This is a genomic window from Sinobaca sp. SA16-1 (genome assembly GCF_059510515.1).
Window position 1 is genome coordinate 151,007 of sequence record NZ_JCAKFL010000001.1, and the last position, 17,250, is coordinate 168,256.

The 17,250-nt window shown below is 44.7% G+C and carries 15 protein-coding genes; 5 read left to right on the forward strand and 10 right to left on the reverse strand.

The window, feature by feature from the left end:
* Window positions 1-6: 6 nt before the first annotated feature.
* On the reverse strand, window positions 7-891 hold the full coding sequence (locus tag AC5W2J_RS00700) for a sulfite exporter TauE/SafE family protein (RefSeq protein ID WP_496057559.1): 885 nt from the start codon (window positions 889-891) through the stop codon (window positions 7-9).
* Window positions 892-1,135: 244 nt separating this feature from the next.
* Between AC5W2J_RS00700 and AC5W2J_RS00705 the strand changes: the two genes are divergently transcribed.
* The gene (locus tag AC5W2J_RS00705) at window positions 1,136-1,600 is read left to right on the forward strand and encodes a tryptophan-rich sensory protein (protein WP_496057560.1); all 465 of its coding nucleotides are present in this window, start codon (window positions 1,136-1,138) and stop codon (window positions 1,598-1,600) included.
* A 188-nt stretch (window positions 1,601-1,788) separates the two neighbouring features.
* Here the strand turns inward: AC5W2J_RS00705 and aldA are convergent, their stop codons facing one another.
* Together aldA and AC5W2J_RS00715 are read right to left on the reverse strand one after the other, a co-directional pair.
* Window positions 1,789-3,240: an aldehyde dehydrogenase gene (gene aldA, locus AC5W2J_RS00710; protein WP_496057561.1), complete on the reverse strand. Its 1,452-nt coding sequence runs from the start codon at window positions 3,238-3,240 to the stop codon at window positions 1,789-1,791.
* Window positions 3,241-3,329: 89 nt separating this feature from the next.
* Window positions 3,330-4,712, reverse strand: a complete 1,383-nt coding sequence (locus AC5W2J_RS00715; protein WP_496057562.1) for an MFS transporter — start codon at window positions 4,710-4,712, stop codon at window positions 3,330-3,332.
* A gap of 355 nt (window positions 4,713-5,067) precedes the next feature.
* Here AC5W2J_RS00715 and AC5W2J_RS00720 point away from each other — a divergent pair, with 355 nt between their 5' ends.
* Window positions 5,068-5,271 (forward strand): hypothetical protein, encoded by a 204-nt coding sequence (locus AC5W2J_RS00720; RefSeq protein WP_496057563.1) that lies wholly within the window; start codon window positions 5,068-5,070, stop codon window positions 5,269-5,271.
* A gap of 66 nt (window positions 5,272-5,337) precedes the next feature.
* Here AC5W2J_RS00720 and AC5W2J_RS00725 read toward each other — a convergent pair whose 3' ends face one another.
* The 5 genes from AC5W2J_RS00725 to AC5W2J_RS00745 form a co-directional block, all read right to left on the reverse strand.
* The gene (locus AC5W2J_RS00725; RefSeq protein WP_496057564.1) at window positions 5,338-6,009 is read right to left on the reverse strand and encodes a type 1 glutamine amidotransferase domain-containing protein; all 672 of its coding nucleotides are present in this window, start codon (window positions 6,007-6,009) and stop codon (window positions 5,338-5,340) included.
* A 243-nt stretch (window positions 6,010-6,252) separates the two neighbouring features.
* Window positions 6,253-7,914, reverse strand: coding sequence for an SLC13 family permease (locus AC5W2J_RS00730; protein ID WP_496057565.1), 1,662 nt, complete (start codon window positions 7,912-7,914; stop codon window positions 6,253-6,255).
* 229 nt (window positions 7,915-8,143) lie between these two features.
* Complete coding sequence (locus tag AC5W2J_RS00735; RefSeq protein ID WP_496057566.1) at window positions 8,144-8,860, reverse strand: response regulator; 717 nt, start codon at window positions 8,858-8,860, stop codon at window positions 8,144-8,146.
* Window positions 8,857-10,467, reverse strand: a complete 1,611-nt coding sequence (dcuS, locus tag AC5W2J_RS00740) for a DcuS/MalK family sensor histidine kinase (protein WP_496057567.1) — start codon at window positions 10,465-10,467, stop codon at window positions 8,857-8,859. The genes AC5W2J_RS00735 and dcuS overlap by 4 nt, the downstream gene beginning before the upstream one ends.
* Window positions 10,468-10,613: 146 nt before the next feature.
* The gene (locus tag AC5W2J_RS00745; protein ID WP_496057568.1) at window positions 10,614-11,915 is read right to left on the reverse strand and encodes an L-lactate MFS transporter; all 1,302 of its coding nucleotides are present in this window, start codon (window positions 11,913-11,915) and stop codon (window positions 10,614-10,616) included.
* Window positions 11,916-12,123: 208 nt separating this feature from the next.
* Here AC5W2J_RS00745 and AC5W2J_RS00750 point away from each other — a divergent pair, with 208 nt between their 5' ends.
* Window positions 12,124-12,411, forward strand: a complete 288-nt coding sequence (locus AC5W2J_RS00750; protein ID WP_496057569.1) for a hypothetical protein — start codon at window positions 12,124-12,126, stop codon at window positions 12,409-12,411.
* 90 nt (window positions 12,412-12,501) lie between these two features.
* On the opposite strand, the gene AC5W2J_RS00755 is transcribed toward AC5W2J_RS00750, so the two are convergent.
* Together AC5W2J_RS00755 and AC5W2J_RS00760 are read right to left on the reverse strand one after the other, a co-directional pair.
* Window positions 12,502-13,485, reverse strand: coding sequence for an aldo/keto reductase (locus AC5W2J_RS00755; RefSeq protein ID WP_496057570.1), 984 nt, complete (start codon window positions 13,483-13,485; stop codon window positions 12,502-12,504).
* A 189-nt stretch (window positions 13,486-13,674) separates the two neighbouring features.
* Window positions 13,675-15,003: a 6-phospho-beta-glucosidase gene (locus AC5W2J_RS00760; protein ID WP_496057571.1), complete on the reverse strand. Its 1,329-nt coding sequence runs from the start codon at window positions 15,001-15,003 to the stop codon at window positions 13,675-13,677.
* Window positions 15,004-15,270: 267 nt separating this feature from the next.
* Here AC5W2J_RS00760 and AC5W2J_RS00765 point away from each other — a divergent pair, with 267 nt between their 5' ends.
* On the forward strand, window positions 15,271-16,209 hold the full coding sequence (locus AC5W2J_RS00765) for an LCP family glycopolymer transferase (protein WP_496057572.1): 939 nt from the start codon (window positions 15,271-15,273) through the stop codon (window positions 16,207-16,209).
* Window positions 16,210-16,304: 95 nt separating this feature from the next.
* Window positions 16,305-17,204, forward strand: coding sequence for an LCP family glycopolymer transferase (locus AC5W2J_RS00770; RefSeq protein WP_496057573.1), 900 nt, complete (start codon window positions 16,305-16,307; stop codon window positions 17,202-17,204).
* Window positions 17,205-17,250 lie beyond the last annotated feature (46 nt).

Consider the following 17,250-nt stretch of genomic DNA (forward strand, 5'->3'; position numbering starts at 1 on the left):
TTTATTTTATACTGTTTTGGGCTCGCCTGGATTCCCACTTCCTGCTTTTTTGACGGTCACGGCAATTGCCCCGATCCAGAAAGCCAGAATGGCCAGATGAATCACCACACTCCATTCTTCCGACACATGAACGGTCGTTAACAGCGTACGGGCATTTGTCAAAATAATGAACCCTCCTACAAGTACTCCCAGCAGATGAGCCGGTACAATTCGCACCAGGTAGGCGGCAATCGGAGCGGCAATGACGCCTCCGATAACAAAAGCACCGATCAGCGCCCAGTTCAGCTGGGACCAGCCTAGAAAGATAAGAAAACCAAGAGAGGCAGAAACAGCGATGAAAAATTCGCTCGTATCGACCGTACCAATTATTTTTCGCGGGGTAAGCCCGCGCTGGGATAATAGAACCGGCGTATTAATAGGCCCCCACCCCCCGCCTCCAACAGCATCGAAGAAACCGGCGACCGCTCCAAGAGGCAGCAGAAATACCGTTTTGTTCCGGCCCGGCTTTACCGTTACCGCTTTATTCATTTTAAAAAGAAACCGGTACATAATATAAACACCAAGCGACAATAAGAAAATAGAAATAAAAGGCTTTATAACGTCCCCTGGAATGCTGCTGAGAAGGGCGGCACCGGCAAAAGCTCCTCCCACTCCCGGCAGAATAAGCTTGAACAGCATTTCCTTATCCACATTCTTAAAATACAAATGCGATGCTCCTGAGGCCGCAGTCGTTGCTATTTCCGAAAGGTGAACAGTAGCTGATACAATGGCAGGTGCCATACCGAACGTAAGCAGAAGCGTAGTGGACGTTGCGCCGTACGACATACCGAGCGCCCCATCTATAAGCTGGGCCAGAAAACCTACAATGGAAAAGATAATTAATTTACGCAACGTCCTGCACTCCTATTCTATTTTTGGATTAATCCCTATTATCCTTATAGGGTTTATATGATTTTATATGGATTACTAAAAGATATCTATAGGTCTTTTTTCGCATTATCTATTAAATAAGCAATTAAAAATAATTTTTGTATGAAACCAGATAATGCGGGTATATTATTAGTAACCAGTATTACGACAGCTTTTCCTCAGCCTATCATTTACTTCATTAGCAGGAATAAGGAGGGAAGTGTTTATGAATTATGGAATTCTAATATTCACCTTTTTCATCATTGTCATTACAGCCGTACTGGGAAATTTATTGATTGGCAAACAGGAATTCTCATGGTTTGAGCAGTTAAAAAGACCAAAATTTTTTAATGCCTCCCTAAAGCTTTTCATGATTGTCGGAATACTGTATTACATGGTAATGGGGATCATTTTGTATAGAGCCCTCGATGCGTCAAGTACGTTTATTGTTGTTTTTTCCATCATTATTTTGGTCTTAAATGAAGTATGGAACATTGCTTTTTTCAAACCTAAAAGCACATTTAACGGGTTTGCGGGTATCGTTATTTACCTTGTCCCCTGCATTATTTTGTTAATTGCCCTCCTGCGTTTCGACAACCTTTCTGCCTTTTTATTTTTTCTTTATGTTCTATGGGTTTTGTATGATTTGTACTGGACCTACGGTTTATGGAAACTTAATCCAGGCAGGTAAATAGAGCAGGGATCCGTATGTTTATGCTAAAGAATTATCCAGGCGGAGTCACCGCGTATTAATTTTCCACTCTTCTGTTTCGATTCATTAAAAAAGCAATGAGTGTAGAAACACAGCTCTAATCAAATTCCGGACACGTAAAAAAGCCGCTTCTCTTTTTAGAGAAACGGCTTTTGCTTGTTGTTTGATTAGTTAATGTCGTTTTTGTACTGCATGTAGACAACATGCGTTTCCAAGTGTTCTTCCAATCCGTGCTTTCCGTCAGCTCCACCCAGTCCGGACTGTTTCCGGCCGGCGTGGAAACCTTGAATTGCTTCGAAGTTTTCACGGTTTACAAATGTTTCACCGAACTTCAATTCATTGGCTGCTCTCATAATTTCATGAATATTTTCACTGAAAATAGAAGACGACAGGCCGAATACGGTATCGTTGGCCATCTTGATTGCATCATCAAAATTCTTATACGTCATAATTGGAAGAACAGGTCCGAAGATTTCTTCCTGGATAATTTCCATATCCTGCTTTACAGCGGTTAAAACAGTTGGCTGATAGTAAAAGCCTTTATCGGAATCTGTACGGCTGCCGCCGGTTTCTACTTTCGCTCCGGCTTTCACCGCATTTTCCACCATTTCGCTTACTGAATCAACCTGATCCTGATTCACAAGCGGACCTACATCGATATTCTTTTCTTTCATGGAATTACCGACTTTGGCATTTTTCATTTTTTCCGTAATTTTACGGGTGAATTCTTCTGCCACATCTTCATGCACATATACGCGCTCTGCGTTGGTACACGCTTGTCCGTTATTTATTGTACGGGACGCGTACACGTTTTCCACTGCCAGATCCACATCGGCATGCTTGGATACGATAGCCGGGGCCTTACCGCCGAGCTCAAGGTTTACTTTCGTAATGCCCTTTGCCGCTGCTTCCATTACAGCAGATCCTGCCGTAAAGCTTCCTGTCATGGAAATCATGCCTATTCTTGGATGAGAGGCAAGCGTATTTCCTACTGTAGACCCTTTGCCGTGTACAATATTAAATACACCTTTAGGCAGATCCAGTTCGTGGATAAGCTTAGCAAATTCACCGGCTGTATTTGGTGTCGCCTGGCCCGGCTTAATAACAATCGTACACCCTGTTAATAAAGCAGGTGCTACTTTACGCGCCAGAATAAACACAGGGAAATTCCACGGAATAATGCCGCCGACTACACCAATCGGTTTTTTAAATACCATGATATTTTCATTTGGGCGGTCACTCTCAAGAATTTCGCCTTCGTATTTACGGGCCCAGCCCGCCATATAACGGAAGTACTCAATAGCCACGGTTAATTCTGCTTCTGACGTGTCCATTGTTTTTCCGTTTTCTTCTGTCAGGGTTTTAATAAAGTGGTCTTTCTGGGACTCGAGCTTATCCGCAATTTTTAACAAGTACTGGGCTCTTTCCGCTACCGGAGTCGCGGCCCAGCTGTCAAATGCTTCATCTGCGGCTGCTACTGCTTTTTCGGTTTCTTCTTTCGTGCCGGATGGGATGGTGGAAATAACTTCTTCTGTTGCTGGATTTATTACATCTATAGTGTCGCTGTGTTCAGATGGAACCCATTCTCCATTGATATAATGCTGGTATGTTACGTCCATACTAATAAATACCTCCCAGTATTGTTTTTGTTCGTCAGCTGCTTACTTCTTATAAGAGTGCTCTAGTATATATACCACGTGCCCCGAAATTAAAACGTTTCTGACCGAAACCGTCCAGCCTGTCTGTAGAAGAAGTAGAAACAAACGACAGACAGCAGGGCCATAGCAATAAGAAAAGCGTAGCTGTTGCTGTAGGCGGCACCCTCCCCGCTCCATACCGGTAAGAGAGGATTCTCACCCATGCGGCTCCAGCCGAGCAGCTTGCCGGAAACAGCTACACCGAAAGCACCACCAATAAACTGAGTTAATTGAAGCAGCCCAAATCCAGACGAAAATGCGGCCGGGTTTAATTTCCCGGATAAATAATTCGGCACCCCCATCGTAATGCAGGAAAATCCGAGACTGGAAATCAAAAAGAAAAATCCCATCAGCCAAGGGGCATGGCCGCCAAAGCCGGTATACAAAACAGAAGCGACCGTCACACATACAGTCCCGGCACCAATAATGAAAAGAATGCCTGTTTTTTCGGCCATTCTGCCGATAAGAATCATCAGCACGGCGGATCCTGCAGCGCCGGGAAAAATAATCCACCCTATCGCTGCTGTATTTAAGCTGTAAATATCAGCAAGCAGTAAAGGAGTGATAAATAAAATAGCAAAATGAATAAAAAAGACAGAAAAACCAATAGCAAGACTCAACATGTAAATACTCTGTTTAAGCAGAGCCGGTGCGATAAAAGGATCGTTTACCCTGTTAATATGAATTAAAAAAAGAACGAACGCCGCCGCGCCTCCGAGGAAAAACAGGCTTCCTGTCGAGACAAACAGAAGCGCACTGACTGCTGCTGTGCTCAGCAGCAGAAAGCCGGGAATATCAAACAATGATCCACCCGGCACTTCAGCAGGTACGTTTTTCCGGTAAATAGGGATCATTAATGCCCCCAGCACGCTTATCATAAATAAAAAACTCCAGCCAAAGTACTCTGTCAGCAGCCCCCCGACAAGCGGACCCAGTCCGAAACCGAGTGTAGAGGCCGAGGCATAGATAGACATTGCTTTTGCTTTCTCATGCACGGGAAAATAGCGTGTGATCATCTGCATGCCCAAAGCCGAGACGGAGGAGGTGCCTGCCGCCTGAATGACCCGGGCAAGAATCAGCATCGGGTATGTTTGTGCAATCATGCCAAGAATGGAGCCCGCTCCTAAAAGCAGCAGTCCGACCGTCAGTAAAAAAGGAATCGCGGCATTCGTACCAAGTCTGCCGTAAATAACCACCCCAATGGCAAAAAAGACAGAGTAGCTGGTTACAATCCATGAAGCTGCTGCCGTATTAATTTGAAAGTCTTCCGTAATAACCGGAACAGCTACCGTAAACATGGAAGTGTTCATCACCATAATGAGGACGTTTAAAAACAGGGCAAATAGAACTAATTTTCTTTTATAAACTATTGAATCGGGCTTCATTTCATCCATACAAGAACCCTCTTTTCATTCAAATAAGCCAGCTAATTGGATTTAAAACCCTGATACATAAAGTAGTTAAACAAATCGAATCACAAAACAGTGTATCAGAAGAACATGATTAATAGGCAGCAAAACCATTTATTACTATAAAAAATACCGTTTTTTGTTCAAAATATTTGTTCTTTATAGTGGGTACTTTCTACTTATTGGGTGAATATTATACGTATTATCCCTTTTTTTCACTTATTTCAGTAAAAACAATCGCGACTATTAGCACATTTTTCCATATAAATACCATGATAAGATATATTTATTAAATCAGGCATAACACACAGACATATACTATTAAGGGGGTAATAAACAATTGTTAAATCAACAATCATTGTATGAAGAACTACTTCGCTCTTCGGAAAATCCGACTACGAGCTATATTGAACTATCGAATGCTATTTTGGGTCAGGATCACATCGATCCGGAACAGCGTCTAGTTATCATTAAGCGTATTTTAGCTGCTTACGAAGCACTTCAGCCGGACAACAGCATTTTTCCAGAGTTAAAGTCTTCATAATTTAACAGTTGTTTATTAACACACAAAAAGCCATTCCCTAACTAAAGGGAATGGCTTTTTCTCTGTTTATTTGAGTGCTTTTACCAATTCTTCCCCCATCAGTTCAGATGAAAAGGGATCACGGCTTGTTACAATCTGCTCGTCCGCCCAGACAGCGTGGGCTTTCTTTTCAAGGCTGCCTTTGTCATAGTTTGCTGTTTTCGTCAGCTCCTGCTCCAAACTGAACGGCAGGATGTCGAGCAGGCCTTCCGGTTCAATTTCATCAGGATAGCCCGTGACGGTTTTGCCATCTATCAAGCTGGTGCCATCCGCTTTCTTCGCCCAAATGAGCGGAGCGGGGCCGTGGCACTCTGCTGCAATAATGCCTTTATTGCTGTGAATGCTCGTAATAACATCATGCAGAGATTCGTCCTTGGCCAGATCATACATGGCTCCGTGACCGCCTACAATAAGAACAGCATCATAGGAAGAGGGATCAACATCGGATAGCTTCATCGTGTCATCCGCCCGTCCGGATTCATATATTTTTTTATATTTTCCTTCCGGATCATAATCTTCCAATAAGCTTACTTTATCCAATACCGGCTTCCCGCCTAACGGGGAGGCAATCTCGACGGTATGCCCTGCTTTTTCCAAAAGCTCAAGCGGGGCAAATAGTTCTTCTGCCCACCAGCCTGTTTCGTAATTATTTGCTTCATCTTTGTGTCCACTTGATAATACTGCAAGTACTCGTGCCATAATAAACCCTCCATTATAAATCATACGTTACGTATTAAATCTAATTACCCTGTTTGCCGTAATAAAAAACATTCTGCTTTGCAATGGACTGAAGCAGTTCATATAGATTGGCCTTTTCCTCAAAGCCAATACCGGGAGTACCAGGAAGCGCCACGTATCCATTTTCTACAGGCAGGTTGTCTGCAAATCCTCCTGGTTTGAAAAAAAGAAGACACCCCGGGGCGTCTTCTTTTTTAGTTTAGATTATTGAAATTCTGACGGAATCGTTGATAAATCAATGCCCCACATTAGTGGAAGCAGGAACATAACGGCCAGCGTAATAATGATAACGGCAACGATGTTGATCCAGAAACCGTTTTTCACCATCTCGAGAATCGTTAGCTTTCCGGTACCGAATATAATCGCGTTCGGCGGGGTTCCTACAGGAAGCATAAAGGCGCAGTTTGCAGCAAGCGCACATGGAACCATCAATGCATACGGGTGAACACCCAATGCTACTGAAAGTGCGGCTACTACTGGAAGAATCATTGTTGCTGTTGCTGTATTGGAAGTGATTTCTGTTAAGAAAAGCACCAACGTAGCAGAAACAAAGATGATTAACAGCAGGTTAGCTCCTTCAAGAACAGTGAGCTGCTCCCCGATCCATTCGGAAAGGCCGGTGCCGCTGAAACCGGCTGCCAGCGCAAGACCACCACCGAACAGAAGCAGGATGCCCCATGGAATTTCTTTGGAGTCTTTCCATTCCAGAATTCTGCTTTCGTTTTTCTTTGACGCCGGAATCGTGAACAGCAGTATAGTCGCTATCATAGCTACCATGCCGTCTGTCAGCTCCGGAAGAAGACCGTCCCACAAAAAGGAGCGTGTAATCCACATAAAGGCGGCGAAGATAAATACGGAGAGCACAGCTTTCTCTTCATAGGCTGTCTGTCCGAGCTTTTTAATTTCAGAGTGAACGAGTTCACGTCCGCCTGGAAGCTGCTTCAGCTGAATTTTATAAACCACTTTGGTTAAGTATACCCATGTTCCAAACATCATAATAACAGCGAGTGGTGCAGCAAATGCCATAAAGCCTGCAAATGAAATCTGCACCCCGTATAACTCATTAACGGTACCCGCAAGAATGCTGTTCGGCGGCGTACCAATCAACGTACCAAGTCCACCGATCGTACCGGCATAACCGATACCAAATATAATGGCTTTCTCAAACTTCTTTAAGTCACTATCATGGCCTTCCTCATGCTTTAATGCTTCTGTTACCTGATACACGATGGCAAGACCGATCGGCACCATCATCATAACAGCAGCCGTATTGGATACCCACATGGATAAGAATCCTGTAGCAAGCATAAACCCGAGAATAATACGGTTTGTGCTGACACCGATTAAGTTGATAATGAAAAGTGCAATACGTTTATGAAGGTTCCATTTTTCCATTGCTGTAGCAATAAAGAAACCGCCGAGAAAAAGGAATATAATATCATTACCATAAGCGGAAACGACTGTCTCATTGTCCATTGCCCCAATAATCGGAAGTAGAATAATAGGCAGTAACGATGTTGCCGGAATTGGAATCGCTTCTGTAATCCACCATGTTGCCACCCACAGCGTTACCGCTAAAACTGCGCGGCCTTCATAAGCCAGATCGGCAGGGTTAAAGAAAAACATAGCCATTAAAAATAATAAAGGACCAAGCATAAGGCCGACGAGCTGTGCTCTAGTGTAGGCAGATTTCGGGTTATTCCCGTCCGGCCCCCCTGTGCCTGCCGGCGCTGACGATCCATCTTTTCTGTCTGTAGAACCTGCTATTTCTCCTGCTTTATCAACCTGGGAGAACTTCAAAAGCCGCTTCGTCTGGTGATGCGATTTCCAAAGACTTCTCCACACGGATTGTACTGATTCAATCATGGTACCCACCCTCTCTCTGCAAAATGTAAACGTTTTCTTTAAATCTACCGGATAGCAGCCTCTTTGTATACCTTATGTAACTAAACGAACCCTTATGTAACTAAAGTAAGCAAGAAAAGTGGAAGAAGGCGTCCTGTTTCCCGGATTCTGGACGGGCTGCAAGGAATGCCTGCATTCCGCTGTCTGACCGGAAGAACTTCCGCTTTTCTTCAACAGTGCGCAAACATTCTTACTTTTCCTTCGAGTCGTTAAAAAAGGATTCGTTATCCGGATTTGCCTTATACCGGCGGAGTGGACGTCCCGTCCCCTCATAGCTTGCATCAGTAAGCAGCACCTCCATGCTTTCTAAATACTGCAGATATTTCCGGAGAGACACTCTGGAAATACCGGTATCCTCTGCAAGTTCCGCAGTGGAAAACCAGTCTCCGCTTTTATTCTCTATCTGTTTTATAATTCGCTGAAAAGTAACTTTTGTCAAGCCCTTTGGAAGCATCTGGGAGTCCTTATTTTTATTTTTCTGATTAATAATGAAATGATCCAGTGCTTCCTGTTCCAGGGAAGGCGCCTCTTTCATCCAGGCCGTTTTTTCTTTGTAGCGGACGAGAGCTGTTTTGAAACGGTCAAAGTCAAATGGCTTTATTAAGTAATCCGACGCTCCGTAACGGAGAGCCCGCTGAATAGAGGACCGGTCGTTGGCGGAACTAACCACAATCACGTCGACGGGCACCTCTTTTTTTCTCAGACTGACAAGCATGTCGATACCATTCCCCCCCGGCATGTATACATCCAAAAGCAGCAGGTCAATGGCATGCTCCTCCAGAGCTTTCCAGCCCTGCTCGATGCCGGAAGCCTCGGCAGCCACTTGAAAACCCGGTATTTTTTCTGTGTAGATTCTATTAAACTTTGCTACCATCGGGTCATCTTCAATAATCAGGACCTGAATCATACAGCTGCCTCCTTAAATGGTATTGTCACATGAAATACAGATCCCTGACCCGGCTCAGAAGTAACATCCAATGTGCCCCCTACAGTATCCAGCGCATTTTTTAACAAATACAACCCGTACCCTCTATCGGTTCCCTTCGTAGAAAAGCCCCTTACAAATAAATCATCAAGCTCTTCTTCTTCAATTCCCGGACCATTGTCTTCTATAGAAAAATGGAGCACGTCTTTCTGGTAGTCTATTTCTATAACGATCTCTCCTTCTTCTACTCCTTTTACTGCTTCATACGCATTGTCCGTGAGATTTCCGATAACGGTAATAACCGTATCAAGATATTCCGGTTCTTCGAGCAGCGGCCATGGCTGATCTCCTTCCATCGAAACGATCACGCCGGTTTCCTGAAAGTAGTTCAGCTTGTTCATCAAATATCCGGCAATCACGGGATCGCTGATATACCTGGTAACCCAGCCTACTTCTGTCTGATACGTATGGGAAATCTGTTCAATATACCCTTTTAATTCTTCATACGATTCTGTAAAAATCATAGCAGACATCACATGGAGCTTATTCATAAATTCGTGTGTCTGAGCCCGGAGTGTTTCCGCGTAAGCTTTTGCGCCGCTTAGCTGCTTAATGACAGCGGTAAGTTCTGACTTATCCCGAAACGTTGCCAGAGCACCTGCCAGCCGGCCCTCTGCATAAACAGGAACCCGGTTAACGACAATGTCCATGCCGTTTAAATCCTGTGCTTCATCAAATTCTGAATGCCCGTGTTCCAGCACTTCATGCAATCTCGATTTTGGAAGAAATTCTTTGACCTGGCGTCCGACCGGCTCCCCGTAGATGCCTGCTTTTTTAAACATGGTCGCTGCTGCCCGGTTGGCTAAGATAATAGTGGCGTCCTGGTCAATCGCAATAATGCCTTCCCTTACAGATGCAAGCATCGACTCACGCTCTTCCACCAACTGGGAAATTTCCGCAGGCTCCATGCCGTGCATGGTCTTTTTTATTCTCCGGGCCAGCCATACTGCTCCGGCTATGCCTATTAAGAGGCCTGCTCCGCTTCCAATATAAATGTCACGCTGGCTTGAAAGAACTTCGCTGTTAATATTATCCATTAAAATCCCTACGCTTACGACTCCAACCTGAGTACTTCCATCCCAGACGGGAACGAAAGCACGCATCGATTCTCCAAGCGTTCCCTCGGCAATTGAGGTGTAGGTTTCCCCGTTAAAGGAAGCATCTTCATCATTGCCCACAAACCGCTCTCCAATACGGCTTTCATTTGGATGCGTCAGACGGATATGCTCCATATCCATTACTACTATGTACTCTACTCCAGCCGCTTCCTGTACATCCACTGTATACTGCTGCAAGTCAGCATGTTCTTCCTGTCCGGAAACAAGCGCTTCGACTGTAAGAGGCGACCGCGATACAGAAATGGCCAGGTTCGTAGCCTGCGCTGCCTGGTCTTCTCTCGTAGTAGAGGCAGCTTCTACTGCCACCAGGACACTTGTCACACTTAAAGATAATATTAAAACCGCCAGTACAAGAAACGTAATCCAGGTGGTTAACGGAAGGGGTCTTCTTTCATTTGGTTTACGCAGCATATCTATCGCACCTCTGCTAATATAATGCTTCTATTGTACCACGGGGGATTTTTCCTTTGAGAAAAATAACTCATGTTTTGAACTCCTCTTTCTAAGCGTATAAAAAAAACACCGGGTCATAAGAGACCCGGCGCTGTATCTGAATATTATGCTGCTTCTGCCTGGCTTTGGCGGCGTACTTTCTTCACATTAAAGCGTAGAAGTATCGCACATACTAAGGCGACAATAAGCATGATGTTGACAATATAAAAGGAGATAGCGTAACTATCGGTTGCTTCCACTACTGTAGATACAATGGTTGGTCCGGCAATACCGGCCATCGCCCATGCAGTAAGCAGGTAACCATGAATGGCTCCAAGCTGCTTTGTACCGAATAAGTCTCCGATATATGCCGGCAGACAGGCAAACCCGCCCCCATAACAAGAAATGATAATACAAAGCAGGATAGCGAATAAAACGACATTCGTCACGAGAGGCAGCACGAAAAATGCGGCTACTTGTATCGCAAAGAATATAGTAAATACGTTCGTTCGTCCCAGATAGTCCGATGCAGAAGCCCAGACGATCCGGCCCAGGCCATTAAAGAGACCCATAATACCTACTATTGTCGCTGCCGTGGCGGCTGTCGATCCGGTTATTTCCTGCGTCATGCTCGATGCAACAGCTAAAAGCATGATACCAGCTGATATATTAATAAACATAATCAGCCACAAGAGGTAAAACCGGAGCGTCTTAATCGCTTCATTTGCTTTAAGCTGCGATAAATCTCCCGCAGGTTCGGCCTTTTTCTTTTCTTTCTTTTCTTCTTCTGTATCGTCTTTGCTGTCTTCTTTCTGCTGTTTCTCTTTTTCAATCATTGCTGCCGGCTTCCAGCCTTCCGGCGGTCTTTTCAGATAGCTGGCACCGGCTACCATCATAATGATGTAGGCAATACCAAGGATATAAAAGGTGCCCGGAATGCTGACGGCTCCCATTAAAAACTCGGCTATCGGGCTTGTAATAAGCGAACCGGCACCAAAACCAAGGACGGCCATACCGGTTGCAAGCCCTCTTCTATCCGGAAACCATTTTACTAATGTTGAAACAGGAGTTATGTATCCAATACCTAATCCGATTCCACCAATCACGCCATAAAAAGCAATAAACATAGGAAGACTTTCAAGCTGAATACTCCAGCCGGCTCCCAGGGTTCCAATTCCAAATAAAGTTGCTGCCACAAAACCTGATATTCTCGGGCCATATTTTTCTACGAAAAATCCTAAAAATGCAGCGGACATCCCTAAAAAGAAAATAGCTACTGTAAATGCCAGGCTCACATCGGATATCGCCCAGCCCACAGTGTCATTCAGTGGATTCTGATAGACGCTGTATGCATACACCGATCCGATAGACAGGTGGATAGCTACTGCTGATAAAGCAATCAGCCATCGATTCTTGTTTGTTTCCATCTTTCATCCCCCTTAATAGATAACTAGTTTTTCTTTCCCTAAATCCTGCTTACTGAAACGTTTCTGTCACATTTGACGTAACTATTTAACAAAAGAGACGTTTAGTTTAAAGAAACTCTTAATAACAGAGGAACCAAGTGTCTGCAGTGTTCTCATTATACAAAAAATAGTACACTGCATGTAAGAGAAAAAAGAGGCGGTGAGTATATTGGATTTATCTAACACGATGAAATGGCTGACAGGAGCGTTTGAGCTTCTGCTGGGAATCCCCTTACTTGGAGCTTCGATCGTTCTGGGATTCGGATACAGCCCATTGGGCATTATGCTGATTCTTCACATTATTACCCTGCTGCTGGCCAGAAGAGAAATGACCAGTACGACGGGCAGCATATTTGGTATTGTCACTTCTATCATTGCCGTTATTCCTTTTGTCGGCATGGTAATGCATATTATCACCGGCTGTATTCTGTTGATCGATGCTGCCAGATCAAGATAAGAAGCACCAGGAAAGATATCCATCAAAAAAAAGCCGTCCCGTTGTTTTGAACGGGACGGCTTTTTCCTATGATCAGCCGGATACTATTTTTTATTTACCAGCTGGGAGCGGTGCTTTTTCAGAGACAAGACCGCGGTCCTTTAAGTCGGACCAGAAAGAAGCCGGAATCTCTTCTTTTGTTGCTTTAATATCTTCAGCCATACGATCTGGCCGGCTTGAACCCGGGATAACTGCTTTTGTTACCGGATGAGCCAGGGAGAACTGCAGAGCAGCTGCTTTCAGATCTACTTTATGATGGTTTGCTATTTCCTGCATCTGCTCGACTTTCTTTTTAATGTCGGGCGTTATCTGCTGATAATTATAGTGGGATCCTCCAACAAGGGCACCTGAATTATAAGGCGCTCCAACTACAATACCCACCTCTTTTTCTTCAGCCGCAGGCATCAGGCGCTCTAGAGCCCCATCATGATTTAGCAGCGTATACTGCGTCGCCTGCAGACATAAATCAGGAAGCGTATCTTCAAGTTCCAGAGCCATTTCAATAGGCTCTGTTGTATTAACGCCAAGTCCCCATGAAGTAATGACACCCTCTTTACGAAGCTGGGTCAAAACTTTAAATGCACCCGTTTTGGCTGTCTCAAAGTGTTCCTTCCAATCATCACCGAGAAAATCCGGAGATACGTCGTGTACATACACAAAGTCCAATCTATCGGTTTTCAGACGCTCCAGGCTTTGCTCAATCGAACGAAGCGTGGCATCTTCACTGAAGTCTGTAATGATTTTATTTGGATTGCCAAGCTCAAACAACCCGCTTTTCTCTTCTGTTTCATCAGAGATAACACGGCCTACTTTCGTACTCAGCATGTAGTCTTCGCGCTTATGCGCAGCTAATGCATCCCCTAACCGGCTTTCTGAAAGGCCGGCACCGTAGAACGGAGCGGTGTCGTAATAGCGGATTCCCTGGTTCCAGGCCGATTCTATTGTGGCAGCCGCTTCTTCTTCAGAGATCTTGCGGTACATGTTTCCAAGTGGAGCAGTACCTAGTCCTATTTTTCCTTTTATATCGTGTTTCAATTTTGTTTCCTCCTTTATTTTATAAAACAATCTTTTCTCCTCATTACCGTTGCTTATGAAAAATAAACATCACGCCGCTGAAGGTTTACACCAGATTAATCTTCTTTTCTATTTATCCACCTACTCTCTTTTTGAAAATGCAGCACGTATAATCAACAGAAAAAACCCCCACCAGTTATGAGGGCTTTCTTATGCTTTTTCCGAATGAAAAAAAGCCGGAAGGTATTCTTTATGGGCTTCGAGCATTTCATCCAGAAGACGTTTGGCAATCGTGTCTGACGGAACAAGCGGATTAATTGCCATCGCAGTCAGCGCTGTATAGTAATCCCCTGTTACGGCCGCTTCCACTGCCGTTCTTTCAAATGATTTTATCTGTTGGACGAGTCCATTAACTGCTGCAGGCAGATCTCCGACAGCTATTGGTTTAGGCCCGTCTTTCGTGATAACACAATTTACTTCTACTGCCGAATCGCAGGGAATCCCGGAAATAGCTCCTGCGTTTTTCGTGTTTACCGGCTGAATATCCTGTTTGTTGTTGTAGATGGAGTTGATTAAGCTGCAGGCGGCTTCACTGTAATAGGCACCACCACGTTTTTCAAGCTGCTCTGGTTTTGTTTCCAGCTCCACGTTTTGATACAGATCAAAAAGCTCGGACTCTACTCCTTTAACCACATCCGCCCGTGTCCCGGTCGTTCTGGACGCCTCGAGTTCTTCTGCCAGCATTTCATCGGTCTTATAATAATAGCGGTGGTAGGGACAGGGAAGCACCCCAAGTCCTTTAATAAAATCAGGCTCCCACCCGAGTGCGGCAATATTTTTCATCGTCGCCTGCTTATCCGGGTCTGCCGCTGCGGCCAGCGCTTCGTCTTTTATGCTGACACCATCCAGGAAAATATCGAGTCCGTACACCATATGATTTAAGCCGGCAAACTGTATATCGAGCCTGTCTGCTTCTACTTCAAGTACTTCAGCGAGTCCCATTTTCATTCCTATCGGAACATTACACAAGCCGACCACTTTTTTTATATTGGAATGGCGCAGAACTGCTTCTGTTATCATTCCGGCAGGATTAGTGAAATTGACAAGCCAGGCGTCCGGGCACAGCTCTTCCATCTCTTTTGTAATCTCCAATACGACCGGAATCGTACGAAGGCCTTTTAAAAGGCCGCCCGGTCCATTGGTTTCCTGACCGATTACGCCATATTTCAACGGAATCGCTTCATCTTTCCGGCGGGCAGCCAGCTGCCCGGTCCGAAACTGGGTTGTAACAAAATCGGCACCGCTCAGCGCCTGCCTTCGATCCAGCGTCAAATAAATATCCATAGCTATGTCCTCTTTTTTTACCATCCGTTTGGCCAGAGCTCCCACGATATTTAATTTCCTTTCTCCTTCCGGTACATCTACAAGCCACAGCTCCCGAACCGGCAGTTCATGGTGCCGCTTAATCATCCCTTCCACCAATTCAGGGGTATAGCTTGACCCCCCGCCAATTACGGCTATTTTCAACCCTCTTTTCATATAGACACCTCCCGAAATCATCCATAATATAACCGCTTTTCTTATATATAGTTTAATAGGAAACCGCTTTAATCTATATACATTTATTTTCCACTTTCTACCGGAAACCGTTATATGAGAAATATTATATAGGTACAGATTACTGTTCCTTCCATATATTGAAACTTTTATTTACCTTTGCCGTATCTTTTCATTAAGTACAAAGTAGATTATACTTGCCTTTATTGTATATTTTCAGATTTTTAGATTGGAGCGTAATTACTACATATGAGCAGACCTATGGTTATCTTTGGAAGCATATTCGCGATGCTGCTGCTTGCCGGCGGCGGATATGCTCTTTATTTGTACGATCAGCTGAGTACAACAGCTGATGATATTCATGAACCGGTAACACGGGAAAGCGAGCGCAGAGAGCAGTCTGCAGACAGCACTGATACCGGAGACGCTGCTTCCTCAGAAGACAATGAGGGGAATCCGCAGCCGCTGTCATTTCTTATTATGGGCATTGATGATCATGAATCCACAAGCGGGCGTTCCGACACGATGATTCTGCTGACCGTTAATCCCGGAAAAGAATCTATTAAAATGGTCAGCATCCCAAGAGATACGCTGACTGAAATGGTTGGCCGCGGCACCGACGATAAGATCAATCATGCGTATGCATTCGGCGGCGCCGAAATGGCGATGGACAGCGTCGAAGAACTGCTCGATGTACCGGTGGATCATTTTGCCACCGTAAACATGCAGAGCTTCGAAGATATCGTTAATATTCTGGGCGGAGTGACCGTTGACAATAATCTTGCCTTTGAACAGGATAATCATACTTATCCGGAAGGCGAAATTACGTTGGATGGAGAAGAAGCTCTTTCGTTTGTGCGCATGCGCTATGAAGATCCACAGGGAGACCTTGGACGAACGGAGCGTCAGCGGCAGGTACTCGATGCCGTTATTCAGGAAGGCGCCCAAATCTCCTCTGTCACACGTATTCAGGACTATCTGACTGTCGTAGAAGATAACGTACGCACCAGCTTGACCTTTGCTGACATGCGGGAGCTGCAGTCTGATTACAGGGACGCCCGTCACGAGATTAATACGCTCGAACTCGAAGGAGAAGGCATAATGCGCGATGATATCTACTATCTGGAGCTCGATGAGCAGTTGAAAAACCAGGTATCCGATGAATTACGGGGACATTTGGAACTTTAATATTTTCTTTGCATTTCTGGAAACATATTGAAAAATGTGCCTAAAAGATTATGATAGAAATAAAGCAGGTAAAAATCAGCGAATAGGAGAAACGTATGAAAAAATTCTTAATTATTACTGCTGTTATATTTGGTGTTGTTGTCATTGGCATTGCAGCCTACCTCTTTTATTTATTTCAATCAACGGCCGATACGGCCGAGCAGATGCATGACCCTATTGGAAGATCAAGCGAACTGCGTGAAGGAGAACCCGACCTTAGTAATGGAGATCCCATCTCCCTGCTGCTGTTGGGGATTGACTCGGAAGAAAGCACTACGGGCCGCTCCGATACGATGATCGTCATGACGATCAATCCGGAACTGGAGTCGATTAAAATGGTCAGTATCCCCCGCGACAGCCGCGTGGAGATCGAAGGCCGCGGACAGGATAAAATTAATCACGCCTATGCGTTCGGCGGTGCCGAGCTTGCTATGGATACCGTTGAGAATTTTCTCGATGTTCCGATCGATTACTATGCCACGGTAAATATGGAAAGTTTTATCGACACAGTTGATATGGTAGATGGTGTAACCGTAAATAACGGACTCTCCTTTGAATACGGCGGCTTTACGTTTCCTGAAGGAGAAATTCAACTCAGCGGGGAAGAAGCACTTGCTTTTGTAAGAATGCGCTATGAAGATCCGCAGGGCGATGCCGGACGCAATGAACGCCAGCGCCAGGTCATTGATGCTGTTATTAACGAAGGTGCACAGATTTCCAACATCACAAAAGTGGATAATTTCCTTGATATTCTGGGAGATAATGCGAAAACAAGCTTCACTTTTGAAGAAATGAGACAAGTTCAATCCAACTACAGAGCTGCACGCCACAATCTTGAAGAAACGCAGATGCGTGGAGAAGATGCAACCATTGACGGCGTTTATTATATGGAAATCCCAGATGAAACCGTGCAGGAAATTTCTACTGAATTAAATGAACACTTGAACGCAGAATAGCTGTCAGCCCCTCTTCTCCTCTTGGAAAAGAGGGGTTTTTTGTGTT